Source organism: Oleiphilus sp. HI0132 (assembly GCF_001635845.1).
This window is the reverse complement of the sequence record NZ_LWGJ01001625.1, coordinates 1-25,916: the sequence shown is the minus strand read 5'-3', so window position 1 is coordinate 25,916 and position 25,916 is coordinate 1. Positions and strand designations below refer to the sequence as shown.

The 25,916-nt window shown below is 45.0% G+C and carries 26 protein-coding genes; 13 read left to right on the top strand and 13 right to left on the bottom strand.

Translation table 11 applies throughout. The features are described 5' to 3' along the window. Positions 1 to 254 precede the first annotated feature (254 nt). Complete coding sequence (locus A3766_RS25095) at positions 255 to 935, top strand: phosphoglycolate phosphatase (RefSeq protein ID WP_231872087.1); 681 nt, start codon at positions 255 to 257, stop codon at positions 933 to 935. Positions 936 to 976: 41 nt separating this feature from the next. Here the strand turns inward: A3766_RS25095 and A3766_RS25090 are convergent, their stop codons facing one another. From A3766_RS25090 to A3766_RS25065, 6 genes are all read right to left on the bottom strand, one after another. Further along, the gene (locus A3766_RS25090) at positions 977 to 1,249 is read right to left on the bottom strand and encodes a DUF6160 family protein (protein ID WP_068553332.1); all 273 of its coding nucleotides are present in this window, start codon (positions 1,247 to 1,249) and stop codon (positions 977 to 979) included. Continuing rightward, the gene (locus A3766_RS25085; RefSeq protein ID WP_082865159.1) at positions 1,246 to 1,887 is read right to left on the bottom strand and encodes a glutathione S-transferase family protein; all 642 of its coding nucleotides are present in this window, start codon (positions 1,885 to 1,887) and stop codon (positions 1,246 to 1,248) included. Before A3766_RS25085 ends, A3766_RS25090 begins: the two co-directional genes overlap by 4 nt. Before the next feature lie 48 nt (positions 1,888 to 1,935). Further along, positions 1,936 to 2,970: an AraC family transcriptional regulator gene (locus A3766_RS25080; protein ID WP_068510461.1), complete on the bottom strand. Its 1,035-nt coding sequence runs from the start codon at positions 2,968 to 2,970 to the stop codon at positions 1,936 to 1,938. Positions 2,971 to 3,076: 106 nt separating this feature from the next. Further along, entirely contained in the window at positions 3,077 to 3,760 is a 684-nt protein-coding gene (locus A3766_RS25075; protein WP_068510459.1) for a DNA-3-methyladenine glycosylase I, read from the bottom strand. A gap of 2 nt (positions 3,761 to 3,762) precedes the next feature. After that, positions 3,763 to 5,211 (bottom strand): HD domain-containing phosphohydrolase, encoded by a 1,449-nt coding sequence (locus tag A3766_RS25070; RefSeq protein WP_068510457.1) that lies wholly within the window; start codon positions 5,209 to 5,211, stop codon positions 3,763 to 3,765. Positions 5,212 to 5,344: 133 nt separating this feature from the next. Continuing rightward, positions 5,345 to 5,743, bottom strand: a complete 399-nt coding sequence (locus A3766_RS25065; RefSeq protein ID WP_068510490.1) for a GFA family protein — start codon at positions 5,741 to 5,743, stop codon at positions 5,345 to 5,347. A gap of 227 nt (positions 5,744 to 5,970) precedes the next feature. Between A3766_RS25065 and A3766_RS25060 the strand changes: the two genes are divergently transcribed. Continuing rightward, on the top strand, positions 5,971 to 6,408 hold the full coding sequence (locus A3766_RS25060) for a DUF4124 domain-containing protein (RefSeq protein WP_068510455.1): 438 nt from the start codon (positions 5,971 to 5,973) through the stop codon (positions 6,406 to 6,408). Next, on the top strand, positions 6,402 to 7,307 hold the full coding sequence (locus A3766_RS32525; RefSeq protein ID WP_068510453.1) for a peptidoglycan DD-metalloendopeptidase family protein: 906 nt from the start codon (positions 6,402 to 6,404) through the stop codon (positions 7,305 to 7,307). The genes A3766_RS25060 and A3766_RS32525 overlap by 7 nt, the downstream gene beginning before the upstream one ends. A 5-nt stretch (positions 7,308 to 7,312) precedes the next feature. Here the strand turns inward: A3766_RS32525 and A3766_RS25050 are convergent, their stop codons facing one another. Beyond that, positions 7,313 to 7,768 carry a hypothetical protein gene (locus A3766_RS25050; protein WP_068510452.1) on the bottom strand — a complete coding sequence of 152 codons (456 nt, stop codon included), beginning with the start codon at positions 7,766 to 7,768 and terminating at the stop codon, positions 7,313 to 7,315. 293 nt (positions 7,769 to 8,061) lie between these two features. Here A3766_RS25050 and A3766_RS25045 point away from each other — a divergent pair, with 293 nt between their 5' ends. Both A3766_RS25045 and A3766_RS25040 read left to right on the top strand, forming a co-directional pair. Continuing rightward, positions 8,062 to 8,586 carry a hypothetical protein gene (locus tag A3766_RS25045; RefSeq protein ID WP_068510450.1) on the top strand — a complete coding sequence of 175 codons (525 nt, stop codon included), beginning with the start codon at positions 8,062 to 8,064 and terminating at the stop codon, positions 8,584 to 8,586. Positions 8,587 to 8,899: 313 nt separating this feature from the next. Then, positions 8,900 to 9,493, top strand: a complete 594-nt coding sequence (locus tag A3766_RS25040; RefSeq protein ID WP_068510448.1) for a proprotein convertase P-domain-containing protein — start codon at positions 8,900 to 8,902, stop codon at positions 9,491 to 9,493. Between the two features lie 120 nt (positions 9,494 to 9,613). Here the strand turns inward: A3766_RS25040 and A3766_RS25035 are convergent, their stop codons facing one another. Beyond that, complete coding sequence (locus A3766_RS25035) at positions 9,614 to 10,210, bottom strand: TetR/AcrR family transcriptional regulator (RefSeq protein ID WP_068510446.1); 597 nt, start codon at positions 10,208 to 10,210, stop codon at positions 9,614 to 9,616. A gap of 216 nt (positions 10,211 to 10,426) precedes the next feature. Here A3766_RS25035 and A3766_RS25030 point away from each other — a divergent pair, with 216 nt between their 5' ends. The 8 genes from A3766_RS25030 (at position 10,427) to A3766_RS24995 (ending at position 20,392) form a co-directional block, all read left to right on the top strand. Next, positions 10,427 to 12,217, top strand: a complete 1,791-nt coding sequence (locus A3766_RS25030; protein ID WP_068510443.1) for an acyclic terpene utilization AtuA family protein — start codon at positions 10,427 to 10,429, stop codon at positions 12,215 to 12,217. A 12-nt stretch (positions 12,218 to 12,229) separates the two neighbouring features. Then, positions 12,230 to 13,108: an SDR family oxidoreductase gene (locus A3766_RS25025; RefSeq protein WP_068508579.1), complete on the top strand. Its 879-nt coding sequence runs from the start codon at positions 12,230 to 12,232 to the stop codon at positions 13,106 to 13,108. Positions 13,109 to 13,231: 123 nt separating this feature from the next. Then, positions 13,232 to 14,848, top strand: coding sequence for an acyl-CoA carboxylase subunit beta (locus A3766_RS25020; protein WP_068510441.1), 1,617 nt, complete (start codon positions 13,232 to 13,234; stop codon positions 14,846 to 14,848). 189 nt (positions 14,849 to 15,037) lie between these two features. After that, positions 15,038 to 16,195 carry an acyl-CoA dehydrogenase family protein gene (locus A3766_RS25015; RefSeq protein WP_068510438.1) on the top strand — a complete coding sequence of 386 codons (1,158 nt, stop codon included), beginning with the start codon at positions 15,038 to 15,040 and terminating at the stop codon, positions 16,193 to 16,195. 79 nt (positions 16,196 to 16,274) lie between these two features. After that, positions 16,275 to 17,090, top strand: coding sequence for an enoyl-CoA hydratase/isomerase family protein (locus A3766_RS25010; RefSeq protein ID WP_068510436.1), 816 nt, complete (start codon positions 16,275 to 16,277; stop codon positions 17,088 to 17,090). Positions 17,091 to 17,155: 65 nt separating this feature from the next. Further along, a complete protein-coding gene (locus A3766_RS25005) occupies positions 17,156 to 19,162 on the top strand; it encodes an acetyl/propionyl/methylcrotonyl-CoA carboxylase subunit alpha (protein WP_068510434.1) in 2,007 nt (668 codons plus the stop codon). Positions 19,163 to 19,164: 2 nt separating this feature from the next. Beyond that, positions 19,165 to 19,995, top strand: a complete 831-nt coding sequence (locus A3766_RS25000) for an NAD(P)-dependent oxidoreductase (RefSeq protein ID WP_068510432.1) — start codon at positions 19,165 to 19,167, stop codon at positions 19,993 to 19,995. A 157-nt stretch (positions 19,996 to 20,152) separates the two neighbouring features. Next, positions 20,153 to 20,392, top strand: a complete 240-nt coding sequence (locus A3766_RS24995) for a hypothetical protein (protein ID WP_156491574.1) — start codon at positions 20,153 to 20,155, stop codon at positions 20,390 to 20,392. Between the two features lie 109 nt (positions 20,393 to 20,501). Here A3766_RS24995 and A3766_RS24990 read toward each other — a convergent pair whose 3' ends face one another. The 5 genes from A3766_RS24990 to ahpC all read right to left on the bottom strand — a co-directional run bounded on the left by A3766_RS24990 (position 20,502) and on the right by ahpC (position 25,777). Continuing rightward, positions 20,502 to 21,623, bottom strand: coding sequence for an NADH:flavin oxidoreductase (locus tag A3766_RS24990; protein WP_068510430.1), 1,122 nt, complete (start codon positions 21,621 to 21,623; stop codon positions 20,502 to 20,504). 121 nt (positions 21,624 to 21,744) lie between these two features. Next, positions 21,745 to 22,305, bottom strand: a complete 561-nt coding sequence (locus A3766_RS24985; RefSeq protein ID WP_068509249.1) for a TetR/AcrR family transcriptional regulator — start codon at positions 22,303 to 22,305, stop codon at positions 21,745 to 21,747. A 191-nt stretch (positions 22,306 to 22,496) separates the two neighbouring features. Beyond that, positions 22,497 to 23,426 (bottom strand): GGDEF domain-containing protein, encoded by a 930-nt coding sequence (locus tag A3766_RS24980; RefSeq protein ID WP_068510429.1) that lies wholly within the window; start codon positions 23,424 to 23,426, stop codon positions 22,497 to 22,499. 135 nt (positions 23,427 to 23,561) lie between these two features. Further along, on the bottom strand, positions 23,562 to 25,130 hold the full coding sequence (gene ahpF, locus A3766_RS24975) for an alkyl hydroperoxide reductase subunit F (RefSeq protein WP_068510428.1): 1,569 nt from the start codon (positions 25,128 to 25,130) through the stop codon (positions 23,562 to 23,564). An 89-nt stretch (positions 25,131 to 25,219) separates the two neighbouring features. Further along, positions 25,220 to 25,777: an alkyl hydroperoxide reductase subunit C gene (ahpC, locus tag A3766_RS24970; RefSeq protein ID WP_368664618.1), complete on the bottom strand. Its 558-nt coding sequence runs from the start codon at positions 25,775 to 25,777 to the stop codon at positions 25,220 to 25,222. Between the last annotated feature and the right edge of the window lie 139 nt (positions 25,778 to 25,916).

Here is a 25,916-nt window from a genome sequence, read left to right as displayed (position 1 = left end):
GGCCTTGAGTTAATATCGATAGCATACACTAGAAGGGAAGAAAATTTTATGACCAATAGTCACAAAAAGTAAAATATATTGAACTCATATTCAAATAGCCTGTTTTTAAACACCACTAAAGCTTCCTTTAACAATTAAATTTGCTCCTTAATCCCAATAGCATGCAAAGACACGACAGGATTCGAGCTGCCATGTAGAATAATCGATAAGATCATCAGAAAATATTCTGAAAACTAACAGTAATAGGATTACATGTGACACTTATTGAAAAGGTTTGTAGCAAACAGGCTCGGCTCATAATGTTTGATCTGGATGGCACCCTCATTGATTCGGTACCCGACTTAGCCTTTGCTGTCGACTGTATGCTGGTCGACCTACAACGAGAGAAAGCAGGACAAGATAAGGTTCGACACTGGGTGGGCAACGGTGCTGCAATGTTGGTAAAGCGGGCTCTAAGCAATAAGATGATACCCAAGAAAGTAGATGGAGAGCTATTCCAACAAGCCTATCAAAGCTTTTTAGATCACTACCAAGACGTCAGTGGCCGACAAAGTAAACTTTACCCACACGTCAGTAAGACCTTAAAACAACTAAGAGAGCACTACCCTTACCTGGCAGTAATTACGAACAAACCAGAGCAATTCACTCCGGCACTCCTAAAGGCTCATGACTTACCTGAATTTGACTTGATACTTTGTGGTGACTCTTTACCAGAGAAAAAGCCTCACCCGGCTCCGCTTCTGCACTGCATGAATACTTTGGGGTGTCATGTCAGCGAGTCAATCATGGTGGGCGACTCGCTGAGTGATATTAAGGCCGCTAAAGCGGCTGGCGTAGCTGTTATCTGTGTTGAATATGGCTACCACCAAGGAGAAGATCTTTCCAGTTATCAGCCGGAGGCCTTGATCAGCAGCTTTGATGAGCTAGTGAAGTAACTAAAGAAAGAAGAGTGAAAGTTCTGCAGTTCATACTTACGTCATTTATCATCAGACAAAACATACACGATTCTAGGAGGCTCGGGTATATTATAATCTTGCTGCTTACGCGATTTGCCATTACCTGAGTCACCAAACTTGTAGAGAATTTGACCTATCGACAACTTGTACTCAATATCGATGGTAATCCCGGCCTGGCCTTTTTGTTCTTCTAGTGATTGGTCATCCAGTTCTTTTAGCTCTGCAGAACTAAAAGAACTCAGCGCAAGCAAGCTTAAAGCTAATAGCTGATATCTCAATTTAAAGCACATCATTCAGCACTCACTTTAACAAGTGCCTGCTGACATGCTTCGCGCTCATACAAGGCATCTTTATAGGCTTTCATACCGGGCAATAACTCAAACTTAAAGCTTTCCGCCCAAGCTAGGGTATGCGCTAAAGCAATATCAACCATGCTAAAAGCATCGCCTAAGGCAAAAGTCGGAGACTCACCGATCAGCTTCGTCAGTGCCTTTTGTGCCTTTTCGAACTCCCAAAAAGTAGTCGGCAGTACATCAGCGACACGGTGTTCTTTAGGAATGGCAAAACGATGCTTGCCGTTGGTCCACAAAGGCTGCTCCAAGTCGGACAAGATAAAGAACATCAGTTGGTCATAATGACCACGAAGTACCGGATCCGAAGCAGGTGGACATAAGTTCTTATCAGATACAGCGCCAAGATAATTAACAATCGCAGCACTTTCAGTTAATACCAAGGGGCCACCAGAAACAGAACCGTCAGCAAGCGTCGGCACCTTACCTTGAACATTCATGGAACGATAATCTTCACTGTTCGTGCCTTTCTCGCCCGCGCTGCCAAATTCTACCGAGATATATTCGTAATCAAGACCAGCCTCTTCAGCCGCCCAAACACAACGAAAAGAACGTGATGTACCCTTGCCATATAACTTCATCAGTTAACCCTCTATTTTAGTTTCAATGGGGTCAGACTCGATTGATTTTCAATCGAGTCTGACCCCATTGAAACTCTTTGCTCGAAACTTTGCAGGAGACTCGCCCGTCCATCGTTTAAAGGCCCGGCTAAAAGCACTCAATTCAGAAAACCCTAACAAAAATGCAACTTCACTAATAGAAACCTTGTTTTCCTTCAAATAACGCTCAGCTTCTCGCTGCCGAACTTCCTCAACCAAAGACTGAAAGGATACCTGCTCTTTTTTCAGTTTTCGATAAAGCGTATGACGGCTCATATTGAGAGCCTTTGCAGCACGCTCAACGTCCAGTTCTGCATCTTCGGCCAAGTGACGCCGAATAAAACGCCTGACTTTATCTTTGATATCAGAGCTTGAAGCAACCTTGCGAAGCAGCTTTTCAGCATAAGAGGTTAAAACACTAAGCAAATAAGGGTTGCCATGCTTCACTTTCAAATCAAGCGCCGATTTCTTAAACACAATACCAGTCTGCTCTTGAGAGAACTTAAGCTCGCCCTTACAGACTTCCTGATACTTAGCTATATATTCAGGCTGGGCATGCTGAAAGTTAAAGCACTGAACCTTGATTCTCCGACCTGTTAAATAATCACATCGTGCCAGGGCCGTTACCACCATACGCTCCATTTCGGAAATGCAATAACAGTCAGGTGACAAGCTTTTAAATTCTAGGGTTGCCCACTCATCGCCTTCTTTAAGGGTTAGACAAGCGGCCTCATTCACAATACTGAAAAAGCGCGCATACACCTGGAGCACATCACGAAGCGTCTCACACTGAAAGGATGCCTGAGCGACAACACTGAAGCGAGCCGGGTCAATTTCTTCACCTACATAAAGACCAATTTCAGCCTGCTGAGTATAATCCTTGGCGATATCCCAAATCTTGTTTAATTTAGAAATAGGAATACGAGCATCAAGGTTTTCAATATCTTTCCGACTAATACCTGATTGCTGCGCTAACTCTTGCTCTGACATTCCCCTATCAAGTAAGACATGATAGACATCAGAAATTGTACTAATACTGATGCTTGGAGAGGGTGAGGATGCCATGTTTAGCCTTTTTTGTTCTTATCATCTAGCTTCGTTGATCTACTTCACTGCTTTATTGGCCTAGTCTACGCAATACTAAGCCGATAGTTCAATAGTAAAGGAAGGCTTAACGCTCATAAATATCACCGTATGACAAACCTAAAAGCTGGCTAATTTTATTCAGGGAATAAGCTGTTTCTGCCTGCCATTGATCAATCGTTTCTTGTAACAAAGCCCAAGCTTTCTTTGAATTCGGCATCTTGTTAATGCTACCAGCTTGCGCTAGAGCTCCAACAACATCAGCTGAAAGAACCAAGGTATCTACACCTAGTCGCCGTAGAGCTATCTGACCAACCCGTCCACCCAAACGATTTCCACGCGCTTTTAGCAACTGAATATTATCTGTGAAATCTTCAGCTTTCCAGGATGCAAAAAACTCACCTAGAGAACGGTGCTCTTCTATAAGATCTAGTAAGAACATCGCATTTTCTCGAATTGAACTAACCTTTGCCCAATGCTTAACAATCTTGCCGCCTTTCATTTTCTCTTCTAACGCCTCATCAGACAATGACGCGCAATATCGCAAATTGAAGTTAGCGAAGGCTTCTTCAAAGGCGGGCCATTTATTGTCAATGACACTCCAGTTAAACCCTGTCTGAAAGACTATCTTTGAGAAGGCAGATAGCCAACGGTCATCAGATATCGCTAAAATTTCATCTGAGGATAAGGGGGAGTTAAGCGTGGCATTAACTTGCATTGCCCCGCCGTGACGAGCATAGGCTCTTTCTTCAATTTCCGTAAAAGACATCATCGCTAATGGTCATCCTTATATTCTGCTGCAATCTCCGTAAACTCGCCCTCACACGATATGAAAGCAGCCACCACTCTGGGGTCGAAGTGGCTCCCTTCACCATCAAGGATAATTGACTTAGCTTTGTCATGATCAAAAGCTGGCTTGTATACACGTTTACTAATCAAAGCATCGTAGACATCTGCCAAAGCCATTAAACGCGCAGACAGTGGAATAGCATCACCCTTTAAGCCTTGAGGATATCCGCTACCATCCCATTTTTCATGATGAGAGGCGGCAATCTCTCGTGCATAACGCAAGAAAGAATTGCTTCCCAAGCGGGCTTCGGCAACCGCTAAAGAGTCTGCCCCCAATTGCGCATGCGTTTTCATGATCATGAACTCTTCATCTGTTAGCTTGCCTGGCTTGAGCAAGATACTATCTGGAATACCTACTTTACCCACATCATGCAAAGGTGCCGACTTATATAAAAGATCCACCGTCTCAGCATCCAGATAGTCTTTGAAGTCGGGATGTGCACTCAAATGTTCCGCTAGCACACGGACGTAATGCTGAGTTCTCAGAATATGGCCACCGGTTTCATTGTCCCGGGTTTCTGCAAGCGAAGCTAGCGCTAGCACAGACACATCTCGAGTCAATTGAAGTTCGTCCCTATGCTGCTGCAAACTGGCAATCATCGCATTGGTACCCTCAGCCATACGCCCAAACTCATCATGACTGACTACCGGCACTCGCTGTTCCAGGTCACCATTCATCACCTCAAACAAGGTATGATTCTGGTAATAAAGGTACATATTCAAGTTTGTCACATAGGAATATATGATCCGAATACTATATACCAAGAGGACAGCAGCGACGAAGGCTACCTCTTTGAGAATGCTAATGCGCGCATCATTTATATCCAAATAACGGCTACTATCGACCAACCAACTTAGGTCTTTATTAATAACCAAAAAGAATACCGTCGAGATACTGAATACCAATACAATTGCCGCCGCCGAGAACTTCTTACCAAAGGAAAGAAAGTTCTCCCTTAACTGCAATGCCATCGACTGCTTAATGAGATATTGAGCAATATCTTTCTCTCTACCTAAAGATAAATCCAGCGCCACAAACGCGCCGAGTATTAAGGTGCCCATCACAACCTTTAATAAACTATCTAAAGGGGCGCCATGAAACACTAAATTGTGAATATTCAGAGCGATACCGGCGCCTATAAATAAGCTCAGATCTAGAAAGAATTGGAAAGACACCTGACGGTCAAGTGGTTTGCGATCTATCCAGGAAATACTAAACAAACGAATAGCTAGAGCAACGAGTATGGGGAAAACCAGGGTAGTTGCCGTTATCGATTCCAATAAGGGGCAGACTTGGCCGCCATATAGCATAAAAGCAATGGCTGCTAGCAAATAATGTGCGGCCACTCGTCTCTCAACTTTCACATGCCTCATAGTTTATTTCCCTGGATAAGCAGACCGAGCCACTGATGTAATTCGCGGCTATATTATTGTGACAAATTCTATCGCTAGAAGTTTAGTGGATATATAACAAAGTACTTTCCCATATATACGAAGCTCCCAACATTTAGACTTTGTGCTGCTCATAGCGTGGACGCTCGGCTTTGGCGTCAAACCACTCTGACTTGGACTCACAGAAGATCTCATATTGCGGCCCAGGGAACTCCCCTTCAGTGATAGTTCCAAGCCTTAGTCTTATTGTTTCGGGCATATCGGTTCTTTGACTATATAAAGGACTTCCGCAGTTGCTACAGAATACGCGCTTTTTATTAGGGCTCGACATGAAAGTCTTCAAATGATCAGCGCCACTCGTAATGGTGAAGTATTGACTCTCTATAGGTGCGTTAGTAACAAATGGCGTTCCTTGAGCCTTTTTACACTGATGGCAGTGGCACATCGCAACCTCTTGGATATCAGCATCATATTGATACTGCACCTCTTCGCAAAGACAAGTTCCTTTTATCATGTATCTCTCCGGCATTTTTATCCTAATGAAACAACATAACCTGTAGACCTCTGTAGCTCAAGCATTTCTATAATGAGAAGTATTCACTCTAGCTAACACAAGTACCTTCGGCCTAAATCGCTTATCAATTCCTTTAGCATAAACCGCTACTTTTGTTAGAATAGCTCCCTTATCAGGGACTATAAAAGTTAGTATGAAAAAAGCATACTAGACAAGGGAGTATTTAAGTGCAGACCAAACTACTATTTTTTATCACGCTCTGTGTACTGGTGTTACCAAATGTGAGTGCTGAGGTTTTTCGCTGGACTGACGCCAATGGGCAAGTTCATTTCAGTGATCACGCTCGAGCGCCTTCTGCTGCAAAAGAAGTCGAGATCGACACAAGCAAAATGAATATAACCAGTGAACTCAGCTCACCCGAGCAGCTTCAACGCCAGGCAGAAGATCTGGACGCATTACGCCAGCAAAAACTCGAACAATGGCAGAGTAAACGAAAGGATCAACCTACAAAGGACGATTGGTGTAATTGGGCACGATCTTATTTACAGACGATTGTAGGTCGTGTTGTTTTTCTCGATGACAATAATCAAGCTGTCAAAGTCTCTGAAAAAGAGCGTAAAGAACGGGCCCAGAAACTGGCAAAAGAGATAGAAAAACGATGCTAAAGATAAGCTTCGTTGCGCTGACGCTAGCATTGATCTTTGCGTTCTCGGCTCAAAACGTATACGCCCAAATATACAAATATCAAGGTAGTGATGGTAAGTGGCACTATAGCGATAAAAAACCTGCTTCCAAACAAACAAAAGTTGAGAGTATCAATTACCAAAGCAAAACTAAGAAAACACTTAAACCTCATCTCGTGCTTTCACACAGTGACAATGGAACTGACTTTATTGTTCACACCCCCTATTTTGCACCAATTCAAATATTCTTAAGTGTTGGCACGCATAAACTAAGCAAGCTTATTCCAGAAAATTCACAAGAAGCAGTATATCAAAGCCAAACCCGCATTTTTTCTGGCGAACATCGTTTCTTCTATGTGATCGGCTCCCCTGACAGTCGTCATACACAAAGCCACTACTTACCACCATTCAAAAACTTTAAACCAATGAAAGTCACGCAAAGCTTCAAGGGCCGCTTTAGCCACAATTCGCAACCAAGCCTATATGCAATCGATATTGGTATGACAGTAGGAACCCAGATTAGCGCAGCGCGCGGTGGAGTCGTTATTTCGACAAAAGATGACTATGCCTCAGCTGGCGTTTCAAGCCCTTTTTTTATTGATAAAGCGAATGTCGTAAGAGTTCTTCACGATGATGGAACTTATGCGGTGTATGCACATTTACTCTTGGGCAGTATACGAGTGAAAGCTGGGGATAAAGTTAAGGCAGGTCAAATCTTGGCGCTCTCAGGGAACACGGGTTACTCCACAGGCCCACACCTACATTTTGTTATACGTAAAAATGACAAGGGGCGGAGCAAGTCTCTACCTTTCAAACTAATGCAAAAAGGAAGCCCACTTAAACCTGAGCAGGGCATGTGGTTGCTTCCAACTGGGCATTAAAATATTTACTTGATTCCTAGCTTACTTAGGTCGCTGAGCTCTCGAGTTGCCATTTCTTCATTTAAGCGAGTAATCGTATATTTTGCTTGTTCTTGCTTCGCTTCTTCTTCCTTGTCTTTGAAGTAGACTTTAATTTCAAAACTATCCTGGGACTGAATAAGCGCCTCGGCTCTCACTAACTCGGTGTCTAGGCCTGGATACAAATCCAGCTTGCGCTTAACAATCTTTTTTATCTCGCCCTCTAAGCTTTTTAATGCATCCTTACTTGGGGCTGCGCCTTTCTGTTTACGTATAAAACGCTTCATTTTCAGCGCTCTATCAGCGCGAGAAAGCAAGGACATATTCCAGGCAACAACAAGCATATCTAGACGTGACTGTAATTCACTCGCACTGCCCGCTGAATAGAGTAGATCACCACTTATATCGACCAGCATTTGTGAAGTATTTTCTTGTTCCGACATAAGGCCTCTTATTGAAGGTAAGTAATATTCTTAAACTGCTTGCAGTATATCCCAGGCACCCAATGAGTGCATTAACTCTCAACAACACTACCTATATTGAACCGCAAGCCCGGCGATAAGCTGTCAATAGCGTTCACTAGTTGTTTTTGGCAAACTGGTCTCAAAATTAAACTATACGACAGTTAAAGATAACGTTAATATAAGTGCTATAAATACTGCTACTAGGGAAGCATTTCTTAAGGGAGCTCTTAAAGGAACTAAGGTAAGAATCATAGCATTTTCTGCCACAACGAATGACGTGGCTAAACTTTATCTTTAGTGAGCTGACTGTGATTATCACCATTATCCATACCCTTGAAGCGCTAGTTGTATTATTAATCGGCATCAAGTTTCTAAAGATTAGATCTTTATACAAAGAGGCTTACAGTCACAACTCTCTAGCAGCAACCAGTACCCCTGATTCCGTCCAGCAAACTAAGCACTCAAGAACAGTTGCCGCGCCAGGCAAGGCATCCAAGCCAAAGTCTTTTCTAAAAACGCTTCCCGAACCTGAAGTATTATTTTCAGTAGAAAATGAAAGCCTAAGTTCGAATGAAGCAACGAAACCTATCGCCAAAAAAGATTTACTAAATGATTATATCGATGACTTCTTTTTTGATGCGCCGTTACAAGAAAAGCCCGTAAATAAAGACGCTATTGTTCATAGCCATGTAAAAGATTCATCTAACGATGATGAGTTTATTACGATACAGGAAGAAAATGCTCAGGTAGTTAGAGCTATGGAATCATTGAAGAAGGAAATTGGACTAACAGTTTAAACCTACAGGGTAAACCGCTCAATGCCTTACAAGCACTCGCATAACCTAAGCAACACCTAGCATAGAAGCCCCTCATGCAAACCATTTAGCTAGTCTCTCCGGTGTTAGCAAGAAGCGATGCAATATTTTCTGGGTCATAGCAGCCACAAAAACAAAACATCTCATGTCAGTTTTTTTTACACATAAAGATCAACGATCTATAAGCACAAACTATAACAACCAAGCATTAATAGAATATATAAATAACGGCATAATTCCCGCTTACTTCAGTGAGTGCAAGAACGCACTAAAATTATTCTAAGGGAGTTTACACATGAAAAAACTAAAACCAGCATTAGTCGCTACAATGCTATGCGGCTCATCAGCAGCATTCGCTGTACCATTTAGCTATGACGCGATAGACGTTCCAGAAAGAATCCCTCAAGACGGAACAGCAGGTAACACCTACAGCTTTATCTTTAATACAGTTGGCGCCTCTGGAACCATCGCAGACCTAAATGTTTACATTGATATTGAACACACTTGGATGCAAGACCTAGATATCTTTATCACAAACACTTTTACAGGTACCGAAGTGCAGCTATTCGACCAGTATGGTGGCTCAGGTGATAACCTAGCTCAAGTCACTTTTGATGACGAAGCAGGAACTCATATAAGCACTGTCGCAGCGCCTTTTGGCCCAGGAACCTTCCAGGGCACTGAATTGCTTTCAGCATTTGATGGCGAGTCACTCAGCACTGTATGGCAACTTACCATCTTCGATAGATTAGCTGGCGACACAGGTACTCTTAATGCTTGGGGTATCAGTGGTGATACTGCCGACTCTGTGTCAGTAGCCGAGCCAGGTACTCTTGCTTTGCTTGGTCTTGGACTAGCAGGCCTTGGCTTTACTCGTAGAAGAGTTTAAGCATGATTTGCTGCCTCTGCATTAGAGGCAGCAACCTTCCGGCAAACATTGGTAGCTGGCCATTAATGTTGGCCGAATAAACCAGCTCTCAATAAGTAACGCTATACTTTACACCTCTACTTACTTAATCGCCAAGAGCAGTGCTTGTTCAGCCAAATCTTCAATTGATATTTCTCCATCCCGCTTATACCAGGTAGTCGTCCAGCTTAATGCTCCAGTTAAGAAACGACGTAAAATAAAAGTATCCGCCTTAATCTGCCCCTCTGCTTTAGCTTTATCTAAAGCACCTAACCATAGCTGCTCATATTCATCTCTAAGCTTAAGAATATCTCTTTGGTTTCCTTCGTTTAGGCTACGCCATTCATAGACTAGAACAGACATCGCATCCCCGGTAACACCCGTGATGGCTTCGATCTCACAAGTAATTAATGCAAGAACTTCTTCTTTGGCCGAACTTGCTGCAGCGAGTTTGGTACGCATCAGGTGCGTATTATAGATAATCACCTCTTCCATCACTGCTTTAAGTATCTCTTCTTTGGTTTTGAAATGGTGAAAAATACTGCCTGATTGAATACCCACGGCCGCCGCAAGGTCTCTCACTGTCGTGCGTTCATAGCCTTTCACTCGAAATAGTCTAGCAGCCTCAATTAGTAATCTGCCTTTAGCACTTTTTGGATCTGTCATCAGACCTTCTTTTATTAACTCTTTACCATTCATAATTTTTTACACCTATTACAAAAAGACAGAATAGCCTACACACAAGGAAGTTCGGGCTATTTGACCAAGTGCTTGCTTGAGCATTATTTCAGATAAACATCATAACGCAAAATACAGGGTTTACAAACCAAGCGCTTGCTTGGTAAAGTTGACTTGGTGATAGCGTTCCAAATGATTAGAACAACAGACGTTTAATTAGTGAAACAGGTAAACATCATGGCAAGAAGCAGCATACGCATTGGCTGCGCCTCAGCATTTTGGGGCGATACAGAAACCGCAGCAGCTCAGCTAGTTGAGAAAGGTAATATTGATTACCTTGTCTTTGATTATTTAGCCGAGATCACTATGTCTATTATGGCCGGACAAAAAATGAAAGACCCCAATGCCGGCTACGCCTCGGACTTTGTCGAAACCGCTATGGGTCCCTTACTTAAAACAATAAAAACCAAGGGCATCAAAATCATCAGCAACGCTGGCGGCGTTAACCCGCAAGCCTGTGTCGCTGCACTTGAAAAGGTAGCTGAATCCACGGGCCTTGAGTTGAAAATTGCCATGGTCGATGGCGACAACGTACTACCGAAAAAGTCTCACTATGCCAAGCAAGGCGTTAAAGAAATGTTTACCGGTGCAGATATGCCACCTATGTTTGTCAGCATGAATGCCTATTTAGGAGCCCCCGGTATAGCCGTCGCGCTAGATTCTGATGCTGATATCGTTGTCACAGGTCGTATTGTCGATAGTGCCGTCGTGCTGGGTGCGATGGTTCATGAGTTTGGCTGGGCCTGGAATGACTACGACAAACTGGCACAAGGCAGCTTGGCCGGTCATATCATCGAATGTGGTGCCCACTGTACCGGTGGCAATTTCACTGATTGGGAACTCGTTAAAGATGATTTTGCTGATATGGGCTTCCCTATTGTTGAAATTAAGGACGATAGTTCCTTCTTTGTCACCAAGCCAAAAGATACAGGTGGTTTAGTTTCTGAAGCAACCGTTGCAGAGCAATTGGTTTATGAGATCGGTGACCCTAACGCTTACCTATTACCCGACGTTACTTGCGACTTTACACAAGTCAGATTAAAGCAAGACGGCGCCAATATCGTCCAAGTGTCAGGCGCACTAGGCCGAGCACCGAGCGATCAATACAAGGTATCAGCAACCTGGCGAGACGGTTTCAAGTGCACCGTCACCTTCTTGTTAGCCGGAATCAACGCAAAAGCGAAAGCCCAAGCCGTGGCTGAAGCGATTCTTGAAAAGACTAGCCATATGATCGAGGCTAAGGGCTTGAAGGCCTATTCGGAAAAAAGCATTGAGTTACTGGGCACCGAAACCACTTACGGTGAACAAGGCGCATCTGACCAGTGCCGTGAGATCGTGGTAAAAATATCTGTTGCTAGCCCTGATAAGAAGTCTCTGGTTTTATTTTCCAAAGAGATCGCACAGGCTGCAACAGGCATGGCGCCGGGCATCACCGGTATCGTTGGTGGTCGGCCAACGGTATGGCCTAAGATCCGTTTATTCTCCTGCCTTGTGCCTAAAGCCGACTTGGATGTGAGCGTCAAACTCGGTGAAGAGTCCATTCCTGTATCAATTGATAGCGAAACGTCTTTCGTAGGAGCTGAAGCGACTCAGAATAAAACAACTTTAAGCGAAAACTGTAATAGCTACGTTCCGTTAATCAAACTTGCTTGGGCTCGAAGTGGCGACAAGGGCAATCATTCCAATATCGGTGTCATCGCGCGCTCTGAGGAATACCTGCCCTATATTCGTGAAGCTTTAACTGAAGACTTCGTTGCTGAATACATGTCACATACGCTTGACCCAGAACATGGCAAGGTCAATCGTTGGGACCTTCCCGGCATCAATGCCGTGAACTTTTTACTCGAAAACAGCCTAGGTGGAGGTGGCGTTGCTAGCTTGCGCATTGACCCTCAAGGCAAAGCTTTCGCACAACAATTATTACAAGCTGCCATCCCTGTTCCTCAGGCCTTGGCCAATAAACTGTAGGTAAGATAAATCATGAGTCACCCTTATCAATCAATCTTCAGAGATGACCTATACCAAGACAAAGTATTTATCGTAACGGGCGGCGGCAGCGGCATTGGCCGTTGTACCGCTCATGAGCTAGCAGGGCTTGGCGCGCATGTCATCATTATTGGTCGTAAGCAAGAAAAGCTGGATGCTGTGGTTGCTGAAATCATCGAAGATGGTGGCAGTGCTGAAGGTTTTTCTTGCGATATTCGCGAAGAAGATATCGTCAAAGAAACGGTTAATGAAATCGTTAAGAAACACCCTGTGATATCGGGTTTAGTGAACAATGCAGGCGGTCAGTTCCCTGCCCCACTTACCGGTATTAACCAGAAAGGTTGGGAAACGGTGGTACGCACCAATCTAACCGGCGGCTTCTTGATGGCTAAAGAAGTGTATCTGCAAAGTATGAGTAAGCACGGCGGATCAATTGTCAATATCGTCGCTGATATGTGGGGTGGTATGCCAGGCATGGGGCACTCCGGTGCAGCCCGCGCAGGCATGGTGAACTTCACTCAAACGGCTGCCGTTGAATGGGCAGCGTCAGGCGTTCGTGTTAATGCTGTCGCACCGGGCTGGGTGATCACCAGCGGCATGGATACTTATCCTCCAGCCATGAAGCCTTGGATTCTAGGTTTAAAAGATGCTATTCCATTGAAACGTATGGGAACCGAAGCGGAAATAAGCTCCGTGATCTGCTTTTTGCTAAGTGAAGGGGCAAATTTTATTAGTGGTGACTGTATTCGTATTGATGGTGCCGCCTCACAAGGAGGCCGCGTTGCACCGCTACCCAGAGCGAATAACTCTGAGTCTTATGATGGCTTCCATCGCGCAGAGCTTCCCAAAATTTTCCAAGAGGAAGAAGAATAAATCCCCCTCTCTCGTCATTCCGGCAGTGTCTAAGCCGGAATCCATAACGATAGCGGGGCATGAATAAACATGCTACCCGATTAAATATTTCGGGAATGGCATCAAAATAATACGGATACTTAAATGAGTATATTAGAGACAAGCATCGAAACTTCGTCTGAAGAGTTCCAGGCAAATGCCGAAGCCATGCAAGGCTATATTAACGAGTTTCGTAACGTTGAAAATAAAGTCGTAGAAAAAGAAAATCAAGCGAAGGAAAAGTTCATAAAGCGCGGTAAATTGTTACCGCGTGAACGTATCAATATGCTGTTGGATCGTGGCGCTCCTTTCCTTGAAGTGAGCAGTCTCGCTGGCTACAAGATGCACGATGATAAAGATGGTTCCATGGCCGGTGGCGGCATTATCGCGGGCATTGGGTATGTTGCAGGCATTCGCAGCATGATCATCGCCAGTAACAGCGCCATCAAAGGCGGAACGATTTCTCCTGCTGGTCTAGACAAGACGCTACGTTTACAGGAAATCGCCAAACTGAATAAGCTGCCTATCGTGACACTGGCAGAAAGCGGCGGCGCTAACTTGAACTACGCAACCGACATATTTGTGCAAGGTGCTCGCGGCTTCGCAAATCAAGCACGCTTGTCAGCGCAAGGTATTCCACAATTCACAGTGGTACATGGTAACGCAACGGCTGGTGGCGCCTATCAGCCTGGCTTATCGGATTACACGGTCGTAGTGAAAGACAAAACCAAAATGTTCTTGGCTGGCCCTCCACTACTTAAAGCCGCTACCGGAGAGATCGCAAGCGATGAAGAGTTAGGCGGCGCAGAAATGCATGCGCAAGTTGCCGGTACTGCTGAATTCCTCGCAGAAGACGATGCCGACGGCATTCGGATGATTCGTGACTTAATGAAGAGCGTTCCTTGGAATGAGCAGCTTCCAGCTAAGCCATCTAAAGAGTGGCAAGAACCTCTTTTCAGCCCAGAAGAGCTAATTGGCGTTGTACCAGCAGACAGCAAGCACCCCTACGATGTCCGCGAAATCATTGCCCGTATTGCTGACTCGTCCGATTTTGTTGACTTCAAACCAGAATTCGACAAACAAACCGTTTGTGGCTTTTTGAAAATTCAAGGTCATGCTTGCGGCATCATTGGTAACAATGGCCCGATCACGCCCGAGGGCGCTGCCAAAGCGGCTCAGTTCATCCAACTATGTGAACAGTCCAACACCAGTTTATTGTTCTTCCATAATACCACCGGTTTTATGGTTGGCACGCACTCAGAGCAACACGGTGTCATTAAGCATGGTTCTAAAATGCTACAAGCGGTAGCAAATACCACTGTAGCTAAGCTCACTATCGTCGTTGGCGGTTCCTATGGCGCGGGTAACTATGCCATGTGTGGTCGAGGTCTTGACCCTCGCTTCATCTTCGCTTGGCCGAACAGCAAAACAGCCGTTATGGGCGGCGCACAGGCCGGTAAGGTATTGCGAATCGTCACAGAAGCAAAACATGCAAAAATGGGTAAAGAAGCTGATCCAGCCATGCTCGATGTTATCGAGAAAGCGACTGCAGATAAATTGGACGAGGGTTCAACAGCCTTGTTTGGCACCGCTCGCCTATGGGATGACGGATTAATCGATCCGCGCGACACGCGCAAGGTGTTGGCATTCCTCTTAGATATTTGTGAGGAAGCCAATATGCGTGAACTAAGACCCAGCTCTTTTGGCGTAGCGCGTCTATAAGATGTAAAGCAAAAACTACCAGGTCATTCCCGCGTAGGCGGGAATCTATTGTTTTAGAGCTAAGCCACATAGGTTGATGAATACTAAGAACAGACTGAATATAAAACTAGACAATGGATCCCCGCTTGCGCGGCGATGACGCTGAGTCCGACTATATTCACAAATAATTTAAAGAACAGAGCAAGAACAATGCAATTTACTCAAGAACACAAAGAAATCCGTCGTACCGTTAAGAACTTCGTCGTAAATGAAATCAACCCACATGTTGAAGAGTGGGAGCAAGCTGGCACATTTCCAATGCGAGACGTATTCAAAAAGCTTGGCGAGCTTGGCCTTTTAGGTATTAGCAAACCGACTGAGTTTGGTGGCATGGGGCTCGATTACAGCTATAGCATTGTGGCTGCAGAAGAATTTGGGCTGGCTAAGTGCGGTGGCGTACCCCTAGCCATTGGGGTACAGACAGATATGTGCACTCCTGCTCTAGCACGCTTCGGCTCGGATGACCTACGTAAAGAGTTTTTAGCACCTTCTATTACCGGCGACATGATTGGCTGTATCGGTGTTTCTGAACCTGGTGCGGGGTCAGATGTCGCGGGCCTAAAAACGACTGCCAAAAAAGATGGTGATGATTACATCATCAACGGTACAAAAATGTGGATCACTAACTCGCCAAGTGCTGACTTTATATGCTTATTGGCGAATACCTCTGACGACAAAGTACACGTCAATAAATCGCTGATCATTGTACCGATGAATACACCAGGCGTTACCGTTGCACCGAAACTAGATAAGCTCGGTATGCGCTCCTCTGAAACAGCTCAAGTATTCTTCGACAACGTTCGTGTACCGCAGCGTTACCGTATCGGAAACGAAGGAATGGGCTTCATGATGCAAATGATGCAATTCCAGGAAGAACGTATGTTTGGTGCGGCAAATATCATCAAAGCTCTGGAACGCTGCGTAAACAGCACTATCGATTACTGTAAGCAACGAGAGACCTTCGGTCAGCCTCTGATTAATAATCAGGTAATTCACTTCCGCTTTGCAGAATTACAAACTGAAATCGAAGCCCTTCGAGCCCTGACTTATCAGGCAGTTGAAGGTTATATCAACAAGCAGGATGTCAGCAAGCTTGCTTCTATGGCGAAGCTAAAAGCAGGCCGCTTGGGCCGAGAAGTAACCGATTCTTGTTTACAATATTGGGGTGGCATGGGTTACATGTGGGACAACGAAGTATCTCGCGCCATGCGTGACGTACGCCTAGTATCTACTGGCGGCGGTGCAGATGAAATCATGCTCGGCATTATCTGCAAGCTAATGGGTATTTTACCCGGCAAGAAGAAGTAAACCCTTCCTCGTCATCCCGGCATTCTTTTTAGCCGGGATCTATTATGTAAATTATTAAATGACGAAGAGATCACTAACTATGACTTTACCAGAAACCGAAACACTATTACTTGAACAGCGAGACCATGAACTGCATATCACACTCAACCGCCCTAAAACTCGCAATGCGATGAGCCTAAAAATGGTTAAAGAGTTAATGGCTGTGTTTGAAAGTATTCAAACACAGGAAGACATTCGTGCAGTAGTATTACGGGGCGCAGAAGGCCACTTCTGCGCTGGCGGCGATATTAAAGATATGGCAGGTGCCCGTATGGCGGAAGGCTCTAAAACTGCTGATCAAAACGACCCGTTCTACGAGCTGAACCGCGAATTTGGACGCATGATTACTTATGCGAATCAGATTCCACAGGTACTCATTGTGGTCACAGAGGGGGCAGTCCTGGGCGGAGGCTTTGGCCTTGCCTGTATTTCCGACGTTGCCCTAACCTCTAGTGACGCAAAATTTGGCTTACCTGAAACCGGCCTGGGTATTCCACCGGCTCAAATCGCTCCATTTGTCGTGACACGCATTGGCTTAACCCAAGCGAGACGTCTAGCCTTATTAGGGTCTTGTTTTAACGGTCAGGAAGCTAAGGAGCTGGGCATTGTTCACGAGGCACATGAAACAAGTGAAGCACTTGAAGAAGCCCTAGAATCAGTACTTAGCCAAGTTAAACGCTGTGCACCAGATGCTAACCGTATCACGAAAGAACTGATACTCGGAGTCGGCAAACAACCATTGGAAGAGTTATTAGACTCTGCAGCCCATTCCTTCTCACAAGCAGTACAAGGTAAAGAAGGCCAGGAAGGCACCATGGCCTTTGTACAGAAGAGATTGCCTAGCTGGGCAGAGTAGTCAGTTATCATCAAAACAATGGATTCCCGCCTTCGAGGGAATAACGATAAAAAGAGAGTATTAAGATGTCTAAACAAGTGACATTCGAAAAAGTATTAGTTGCAAACCGTGGAGAAATTGCCGTTCGTGTGATGCGTACAGCTAAGTCGCTCGGCTATAAAACCGTTGCGGTTTACAGTGAAGCTGATGCGGGTGCGCCACATGTTCTTAACGCAGACGAAGCGGTATGTATTGGTGCAGCACCAGTAGGCGAATCCTATTTAGTCGCAGACAAAATCCTTGCGGCCGCTAAACTAACTGGCGCTGGCGCCATTCACCCTGGCTATGGCTTCTTGTCTGAAAACTGTGACTTCGCCAACGCTTGCGAAAAGGCCAATATTGAATTTATCGGCCCACCTTCTGCAGCAATCGAGCTTATGGGTAGCAAACGTTTATCAAAGATCGCTATGACCAAGGCCGGTGTGCCTTGTATCCCTGGTTATGAAGGTGCTGATCAAGACATTGAGACACTCCTAAAAGAAGCCCAAACCATCGGCTTCCCTATTATGGTAAAAGCCTCTGCCGGTGGTGGTGGACGTGGTATGCGTCTGGTTTTTGAAGAGAGCGAGCTGGAAGCACAAATCAAAACAGCTAGTTCAGAAGCTGAGAATGCTTTTGGCAGTGGTGAGCTGATTCTTGAGCGTGCCGTGATCAAACCTCGTCATATTGAAATTCAAGTCTTCGCCGACAAGTACGGTAATGCTGTTTATTTTGGTGAACGCGACTGCTCTATCCAGCGTCGCCACCAAAAAGTGGTTGAAGAAGCGCCTTCGCCATTTGTCGACCCTGAACTTCGCCAGCGCATGGGTGAAGCGGCTGTACAAGCAGCCAAAGCTTGCAATTACGTCGGTGCAGGGACGGTTGAATTCTTGGTCGACTCAGATAAGAACTTCTACTTCCTGGAAATGAATACCCGTTTACAGGTAGAGCACCCGGTGACAGAGCTGATTACCGGTACTGACTTGGTAGCCTGGCAGCTCAATGTAGCGTCAGGTCAAGTATTGCCCAAGACTCAGGATCAAATCGAACTTAATGGACATGCCATGGAAGTTCGCCTCTATGCTGAAGACCCTGCAAATCAGTTTTTACCTCAAACGGGCCCGGTCCACCTTTGGGAGCCAGCTCAAGGTGACGGTTTACGTATCGATGATGGCATTATAACCGGCCAAACCGTCTCGCCTTTCTATGACCCAATGTTAGCCAAGATTATTGCCTATGGCGCAAACCGTGAAGAAGCGAGACGTCGTTTGATCCGTGCTGTTGAAGAAAGCACCCTATTTGGCTGCACCGTTAACAGTAACTTTCTATGCGAAGTACTACGACATCAGGTGTTCATCGATGGCGAAGCCACCACAGCCTTTATTGGTGACGACTTCGTTGACAGTAAAACTCTCAGCAAACAGACGCCTTCAGCATTGGCTGTTTCGCTCGCAGCCATGATCTCTTACTTGGAACAAAGCCCGTCTCGTACGGCAAGCCAACTTTCCCCTTGGGGCAACGAATTATCTGGTTGGAGCAATACTGGCAAAGCTCCATGGCCTTACCAGTTAAAGAGCGGTGAAGACAAGTTCGACTTGAGCCTGGAGCAAAACGAGAACGAATATTTAATCAAACAAGGTGATAATGAAACACGCATCGTATTAATGGGTAATGTGCCTGGCGTACTCACCTACAGTGAGCAAGGTGTGCGCAAAACCTGTCGCTATAAAGTGGTCGGGGGACAGATATTTATACGCCTAGAGAGCGAGTATTTCTGCTTTGAAGATTGCACTCATCAAGCGGCCGAAGCTCAAGATGGTTCAGGGTCTGGGAAAATTAAGGCAAGCATGGATGGCGCAATTATTGAAGTACAAGCTGAAGTGGGTATGAAAGTCGAGAAAGGACAAACGCTTGTTATTCTCGAAGCCATGAAAATGGAGCACCCTTTAAAGTCTGACGTTAATGGAATCGTCAAGGCTGTGAATGTTGCCCAAGGTGATCAAGTTAAATTGCGACAGCTGCTTGTCAACGTAACACCCGATAAGGCCGAATAAAGATGGGATCATTAGTTAATAAAACGATTATTATAACCGGCGCAAGCCGCGGCATTGGTCGAGAAATGGCACTTAAGTTTGCCGCCGATGGTGCGAATATCGTCATCGCAGCGAAATCAGCTGAAGCTCACCCTAAACTCCCCGGCACAATTTTCAGCGTTGCCGAAGAAGTTGAACAAGCTGGAGGACAAGCACTCGCCTTTCAAATGGATGTCCGAGAAGACGAGCAGGTTAAGGCGCTCATTGAGGCAAGTGTTGAAAAATTTGGCGGTATTGATGCGGTTATTAATAATGCTGGCGCAATCAAACTGATGAACTCTGAAATGCTGCCTTTGAAGCGTTTTGACCTAATGTATCAGATCAATACTCGCGCCGTACTGAGCTTATCAACGGCTGCGCTACCTTGGTTAAAGAAGTCTGAATGCGGCCATATTCTGAGCCTCTCACCACCCGTTAACCTCGACCCAAAATGGTTCCAGCATTATGGTCCTTATACCGTCACCAAGTATGGCATGTCGATGTTGACTATTGGGATGGCAGCCGAATACAAGCGCTACGGAATTGCAGTGAACTCCCTATGGCCACAAACATTAATCTCTACAGCTGCCATCGAATTTGAAGGTGGCGGAAAGTCGGCTCTTGAAAAAGGTCGTAAGCCCGCCATTATGGCCGATGCTGCCTACGAAATACTCACCACCCAAGATTGTGAGCTCAGTGGTGAAGTAATCATTGATGAAGACATCCTTCGCAAGAGAGGCGTGGATGATTTCGATCACTATCGCTACTCAGATGATCCAGATAAAAAACTGATGAACGATCTATTTGTCGATTAAATAAACAGAGAAACGATGAAAGGACTTGAGGAAGATCAATAAGTTGAGCTTCCTTTCATTTTTATCGATCTAGGGCGTCGCAAATCACAGTGGGAAAGTGGTAACATACATTGTAAGCATTTTCCAACGAGTTCTCTTCAGGCCTTTCATGAATACAATGAAAACCGAAAAAAGCCATGTTTTCAATGATAAGCGAGGCCAGGATCGTAGGCAGGATACTGCTCAAGCTCGAAAATATAAAAATAACCGCCGTAAAGCTGATCGCCGTAATATGGAGTTTAGTGAGCTGCCATGGTGGCTACAACGAAACTACGTTGATGTAAATATCACTCCAGTCCCCTCGAAAGCCAAGAAACTCAATAAAACCAAGCTCAAGTCTAGCCAAAAAGTCGGCTAAGCTTTCAAAAGTAGAGACATTGTAAACCTAATTTTCTTATACTAATTCGAAAATAGCGGAGACTGCTCAAATATTCTGTTACTCAAGCAGCCGTTTTCTATAAGCCTACTTAGATCAATTTCATCAATGCTGCTTTTGAAAAGTCCTGCAATTCATCCAAACGCTGTTCTTTCACTTTCAATACCCACTCAGGGTCTTGAAGTAGCGCACGGCCAACCGCGACCAGCTCAAATTCACCTTGGGCAACTCTGTCAGACAATTCAGCAATTCGGCTAGACGCCACTCCCGCCTTGTCAGACATCCCCAAGCTCGAGCCCTTCTCATCGATAAAACTACTATCTAGACCAACGCTACCAACGGTGATTACCGGCTTACCTGTCAACTCCTTAGTCCAACCAGCAAGATTCAAGTCAGAGTTATCGAACTCATTTTCCCAGAATCGGCGTGTTGAGCAGTGGAAAATATCGACTCCGGCTTCAGATAAAGGCTGTAGGAATTGTTTCAGTTCCTCTGGAGAGTTGGCCAACCGTGCCTCATAGTCTTGTTGCTTCCACTGAGAGAAACGTAAAATAATCGGAAAGTCCTCTCCGACCCGAGCTCTGACAGCCTGAATAAGCTCAACCCCAAAGCGAGTTCGCTTGAGCATATCACCACCATATTCATCAGTACGCTGGTTTGTTCCTTCCCAGAAGAACTGGTCAACTAGGTAGCCGTGCGCGCCATGTATTTCCACAGCATCAAAGCCAATACTTTTTGCATCTTCAGCAGCCTGTGCGAAAGCTTCAATAACCTCAGCAATATCTTCCTGCGTCATCGCTACGCCATTTTCTTTGCCTGGCTTAAACAAACCAGAAGGGCTATAGCCCGGTACAGACTTATCAGGCTCTACGCCCTCTTTACGAACTGAACCTACATGCCACAGCTGAGGCGCGATCTTTCCACCTTTCGCATGAACCGCATCAACTACTTTTTTCCAGCCAGCTAATGCTTTCTCACCATGCATGAAGGGGACATTAGGATAACCATTTGCAGCTTTATGACCAACTGGGGTGCCCTCTGTAATGATCAGGCCCACATCATTTTCAGCACGACGCTCGTAGTACGCGACAACTTGTTCATTTGGGACGTTACCCGGTGAAAATGTGCGAGTCATCGGCGCCATCACAATACGATTTTTTAGTTGTAATTTACCTAAGTCCAGCGTTTCAAATAAGGGGCTAACATTACTCATATAAATCTCCTATCTTAACTTTTCAAAGCTATTACTATTGCAAACTACCTACCTGAAGGTAGGCTTATTAAGCAAAAGAAAAGGCTTGCAACACGCTGTCAAAGGACAAGTGCTCAAACCTTTATTTGCGAATTAAATTCTCATATTGCTGCATTGTTTGGTGAAACAAATCCTGGCCATGTAGGCGAGCGTAATAAAGCGCGCCTTTGCAGCTAAAAATAAATAGCGCAGCCATTGCTCGCGTATCTTCAAGCTCAGCAAATTCACCCTGTTCTATACCTTCATCAATGACCTTCGTGACCCAAGCAAGCTCTATATCGTCGAGCTTCTTTATCTGCACCTTAATAGAGTCTGGCAGTTTGCTTAAGTCATTATAGAAGGCACTAATTGGGCATACTCGCTGCTCAGATAAGGCGTGCTTCATCGCGGCACTTAAATAACGTTCCAGCTTATTCCAATGATTTGCTGCACGTTGGTCGAAATAAGCAAGACCTTGGCTAAGCCAGTCATGCGTCCAATCACATAGGGCCAGACCGAGATCTTCTTTCTTAGGGAAGTGATGATGAACACTCGCCTTGGTAATGCCCAGTTCTCTGGATATATCTAAATAACTGAAGCCATCAAAGCCACGGTCCCGAAGCTTATCAGCAGAAAACTCGACAATACGTTGCTTGGTATTCATCAGGGAACCACTTCACTAAAATAGTTTGTTCAATTATTAAACACACCTTACCTACCTGAAGGTAGGTTGTCAAACCTATGCTAAAAAATTGAACATCAACCACCTCACGCAAGCCTGGCTTACCGGCCGGCACCCCGGATATGGGAGTTGACGTGAGTTAATCTAGATGCTATGTAGACTTGAATGAATGGCTAGAACAACTCAATATCACCAGAGCGATTATCGATAGCCTCTATTTCACCTTTGTCGACTAAGTTTTTATAGTTCTTGATACAGTTACGCCCACTCGCTTTGGCATGATAAAGCGCCGCGTCGGCTCTTTCGAATAGTAAGACGCTATCGCAGTTATGAGCCAGAAGGACAAAACCAATACTAACCGTAATATGATCTACTTGGGGGAAGTGATGATCAGCAATTTCTCTGCGCAAATCTTCTAGTAAATCCGCAGCCTCTGAGCGCCCCATACCCTGCAACAAAATAATAAATTCTTCACCACCAAAGCGATAAAGATAATCATCACGCTCAAAAAAATCTTTCATCAAGTTGGCAACAGCAATTAAGGTTTCATCGCCAATAACATGCCCAAAGCGATCATTCACTGACTTAAAATGATCTATATCCAATACAGCAATAACATTCTCATCATTCGACTTAGCATTATCGGTTAATTGCGTGTATTCGAGATCAAAGGAGCGGCGATTTTTTAAAGCTGTAAGCTGGTCTTTATTAGATCGATTTAAATGGCCATGTTGATTAACATAAACCGCGATGAGCTGAACGACTTGATTGATCAAACTGACTTTCGGCTCTATATCCAGCAACATGCTAATTTCTTGCCCGGTACTCAAATGTATCGGAAATACCGTTTCCGGCTCTGCTAGAGCCTTGGTATTAAGTGAAACCTTTGATTCGGATTTAGCACCAGAGACTGGCTGATAAGTGGCGAGCACGACAAGCTCAGTGCTGTGTCTATAATCCCCAAGACATAAACGGACATAACCGGGATTTAATAACTTGCCGACCGCGCGAACAAATCGCTCATCAAGATTCTTGGAGGTTTCTGCATAGATCAAATCCACTAAGGATTCACAATTACAGAGATTGGGCTCAATAATTTTCATTAAGGGTCTGCTTGGCTATGTCATGGTCTGATACAAACATAACAGAGCAGAAAGTAAAGTCTAGAGAAGATTTACCGCTAGTAAAACAAAGCCAGCCCCAATTGGCTCAATATACCTGGGACTGGCTTTTTTAGGCTAGCCTTGCATTAGCAAGTAGTCAAAGGCTGCAAGAGAAGCTTTGGCACCTTCCCCCATAGCGATCACGATCTGTTTATAAGGCACGGTCGTCACGTCACCGCAGGCAAAGATTCCTGGTACGTCAGTCTGACCTTTGGCGTCTACAATTACCTCGCCATAGGCGTTCATTTCTACAATGCCTTCCAGGAAGCCACTATTGGGCACCAAGCCTATTTGGACGAAAATGCCTGATAATTCCTGGCGCTTAATTTCACCACTATCACGATCTTCGTATGCTAAGGCAACAACCTTGCCACCTTCAGCCAAGACTTCTTTGGTCGCTACATTACGCAGAATAGTAATATTCTCACGTTTTTTAGCTTGCTCAACCAAGACTTTGTCAGCCTTTAATTCAGGCATAAACTCGTAGATTGTGACAGATTTTACGATACCAGCTAAATCCAAAGCCGCTTCAACACCTGAATTTCCGCCACCAATAACAGCAACATCCTTACCTTTAAAGAACGGTCCGTCACAGTGCGGGCAGTAAGCAACACCTTGACCTATGTTTTCCTTCTCGCCAGGAATGCCAAGCTCTCTCCACTTTGCACCGGTCGCAACAATCACCGTCTTGGTTTCGATCACTTCACCCGAAGAGAGTTCAATCTTATGGTTTTCACCCCCCTGGCCTTTCTCGATGTTCGCGACTCGTAAGTGTTCTCTGACGGTCACGTCATATTCTTTAATATGCTGCTCCAAAGCCGTAGACAATTCCGGGCCGGTTGTTTTAGGCACAGAGATCAGGTTTTCGATCCCCATAGTGTCTTTCACCTGTCCACCAATCCGATCTGCGATGATCGCTACTTTCAAACCTTTTCGAGCACTATACACCGCTGATGCTGCACCTGCCGGGCCACCACCAATCACAACAACATCCTGAACAGGTAGTGCTTCAGCAGGCTCTGCTGCCTGAGTGATGTCGGGGTATTTAGCCATCAATTTCTCTAGTAGGACTGCCTGGTCAATTTTACCGTTAGCGAATACTTCACCATTCAAGTAAACACTAGGCACACCTTGAATACTTCGCTCTTCGATCAAGTCCGGATAGACACCGCCATCAATGGTTTCAGTGGTAATCTTATCGTTGACCAAAGCAAACTGATTCAAAGCCTGGACCACTTCAGGACAATTGTGACAACTCAAGCTTACAAAGACTTCGAAGTTAAGTGCTTCCTGTACACCACTTATGATCGACTTTATTGAATCATCCAACTTCATATCAGTACCCGAAGCGTGAAGCACCGCAAGCACTAGCGAATTGAATTCGTGACCGCCAGGAATACCGGAGAACCGAATTCCCGTATCTTCTCCATCACGTTCTAACAAAAAACTTACCGGGCTTTGCAATACTGATTTTATATCACGTTCTTCAAGTGAAATCTTGTCGCTAACCGATGCGAAACTGCTGAGAAATTCCATCAACTCCGCTTTTTTGTCATGCTCACCTGTTTGCACAACAAAGGTGATATCATTCTGCATATTGGCGGTATAGCCTTTAAGCGCGTTCAAAATGTCATTCGTCAACATTCTCTTATCCTCGTTTTAAATACCTTTGGAGATTCAGGAGGCTCTTATATGAACCTCCTGAGATACTGCTATTTAGCGTTTAATGCAGACTAGATCTTGCCAACCAAATCCAGGCTTGGAGTCAATGTTTCTTCACCTTGTTCCCACGCTGCTGGGCATACTTCGCCGTCATGTTGGTCTACGTATTGAGCCGCTTTGACCTTACGAACCATGTCTTTTGCAGAGCGACCGATACCTAGGTCGTGAAGCTCAGCAACCTTGATGATGCCTTCAGGGTTGGCTAGGAAAGTACCACGTAGTGCCAAACCTTCTTCTTCGATCATTACATCAAAGCCGCGAGTAATGACACCTGTTGGATCACCGATCATTGGGTAGTTGATCGTACCAATCGCCTCACTCGTGTCGTGCCATGCTTTGTGAGTAAAGTGCGTGTCAGTCGAAACTGAGTAAACTTCTACACCTAGCTTCTGAAGCTCTTCGTAGTGCTTCGCCATGTCTTCAAGCTCAGTTGGGCAAACAAACGTGAAGTCTGCTGGGTAGAAAAGGAAGATTGCCCACTTACCCTTTACATCTTCAGTTGTCACTTCTTTAAACTCGCCGTTGTGAAAAGCTTGAGCAGTAAATTCAGGGATTGATTTGTTGATCATGTTCGCCATGTTGTATTCCTCGATTAAGTTTGTGTTGTGTGTTTCGACAGGAATAAGATTAAGCGCGAACAAGAATTAAATAAATTGAATTAAATAAAAGGTGATGTTCAAAAAAACTGAACATTGATCTAAACTCATC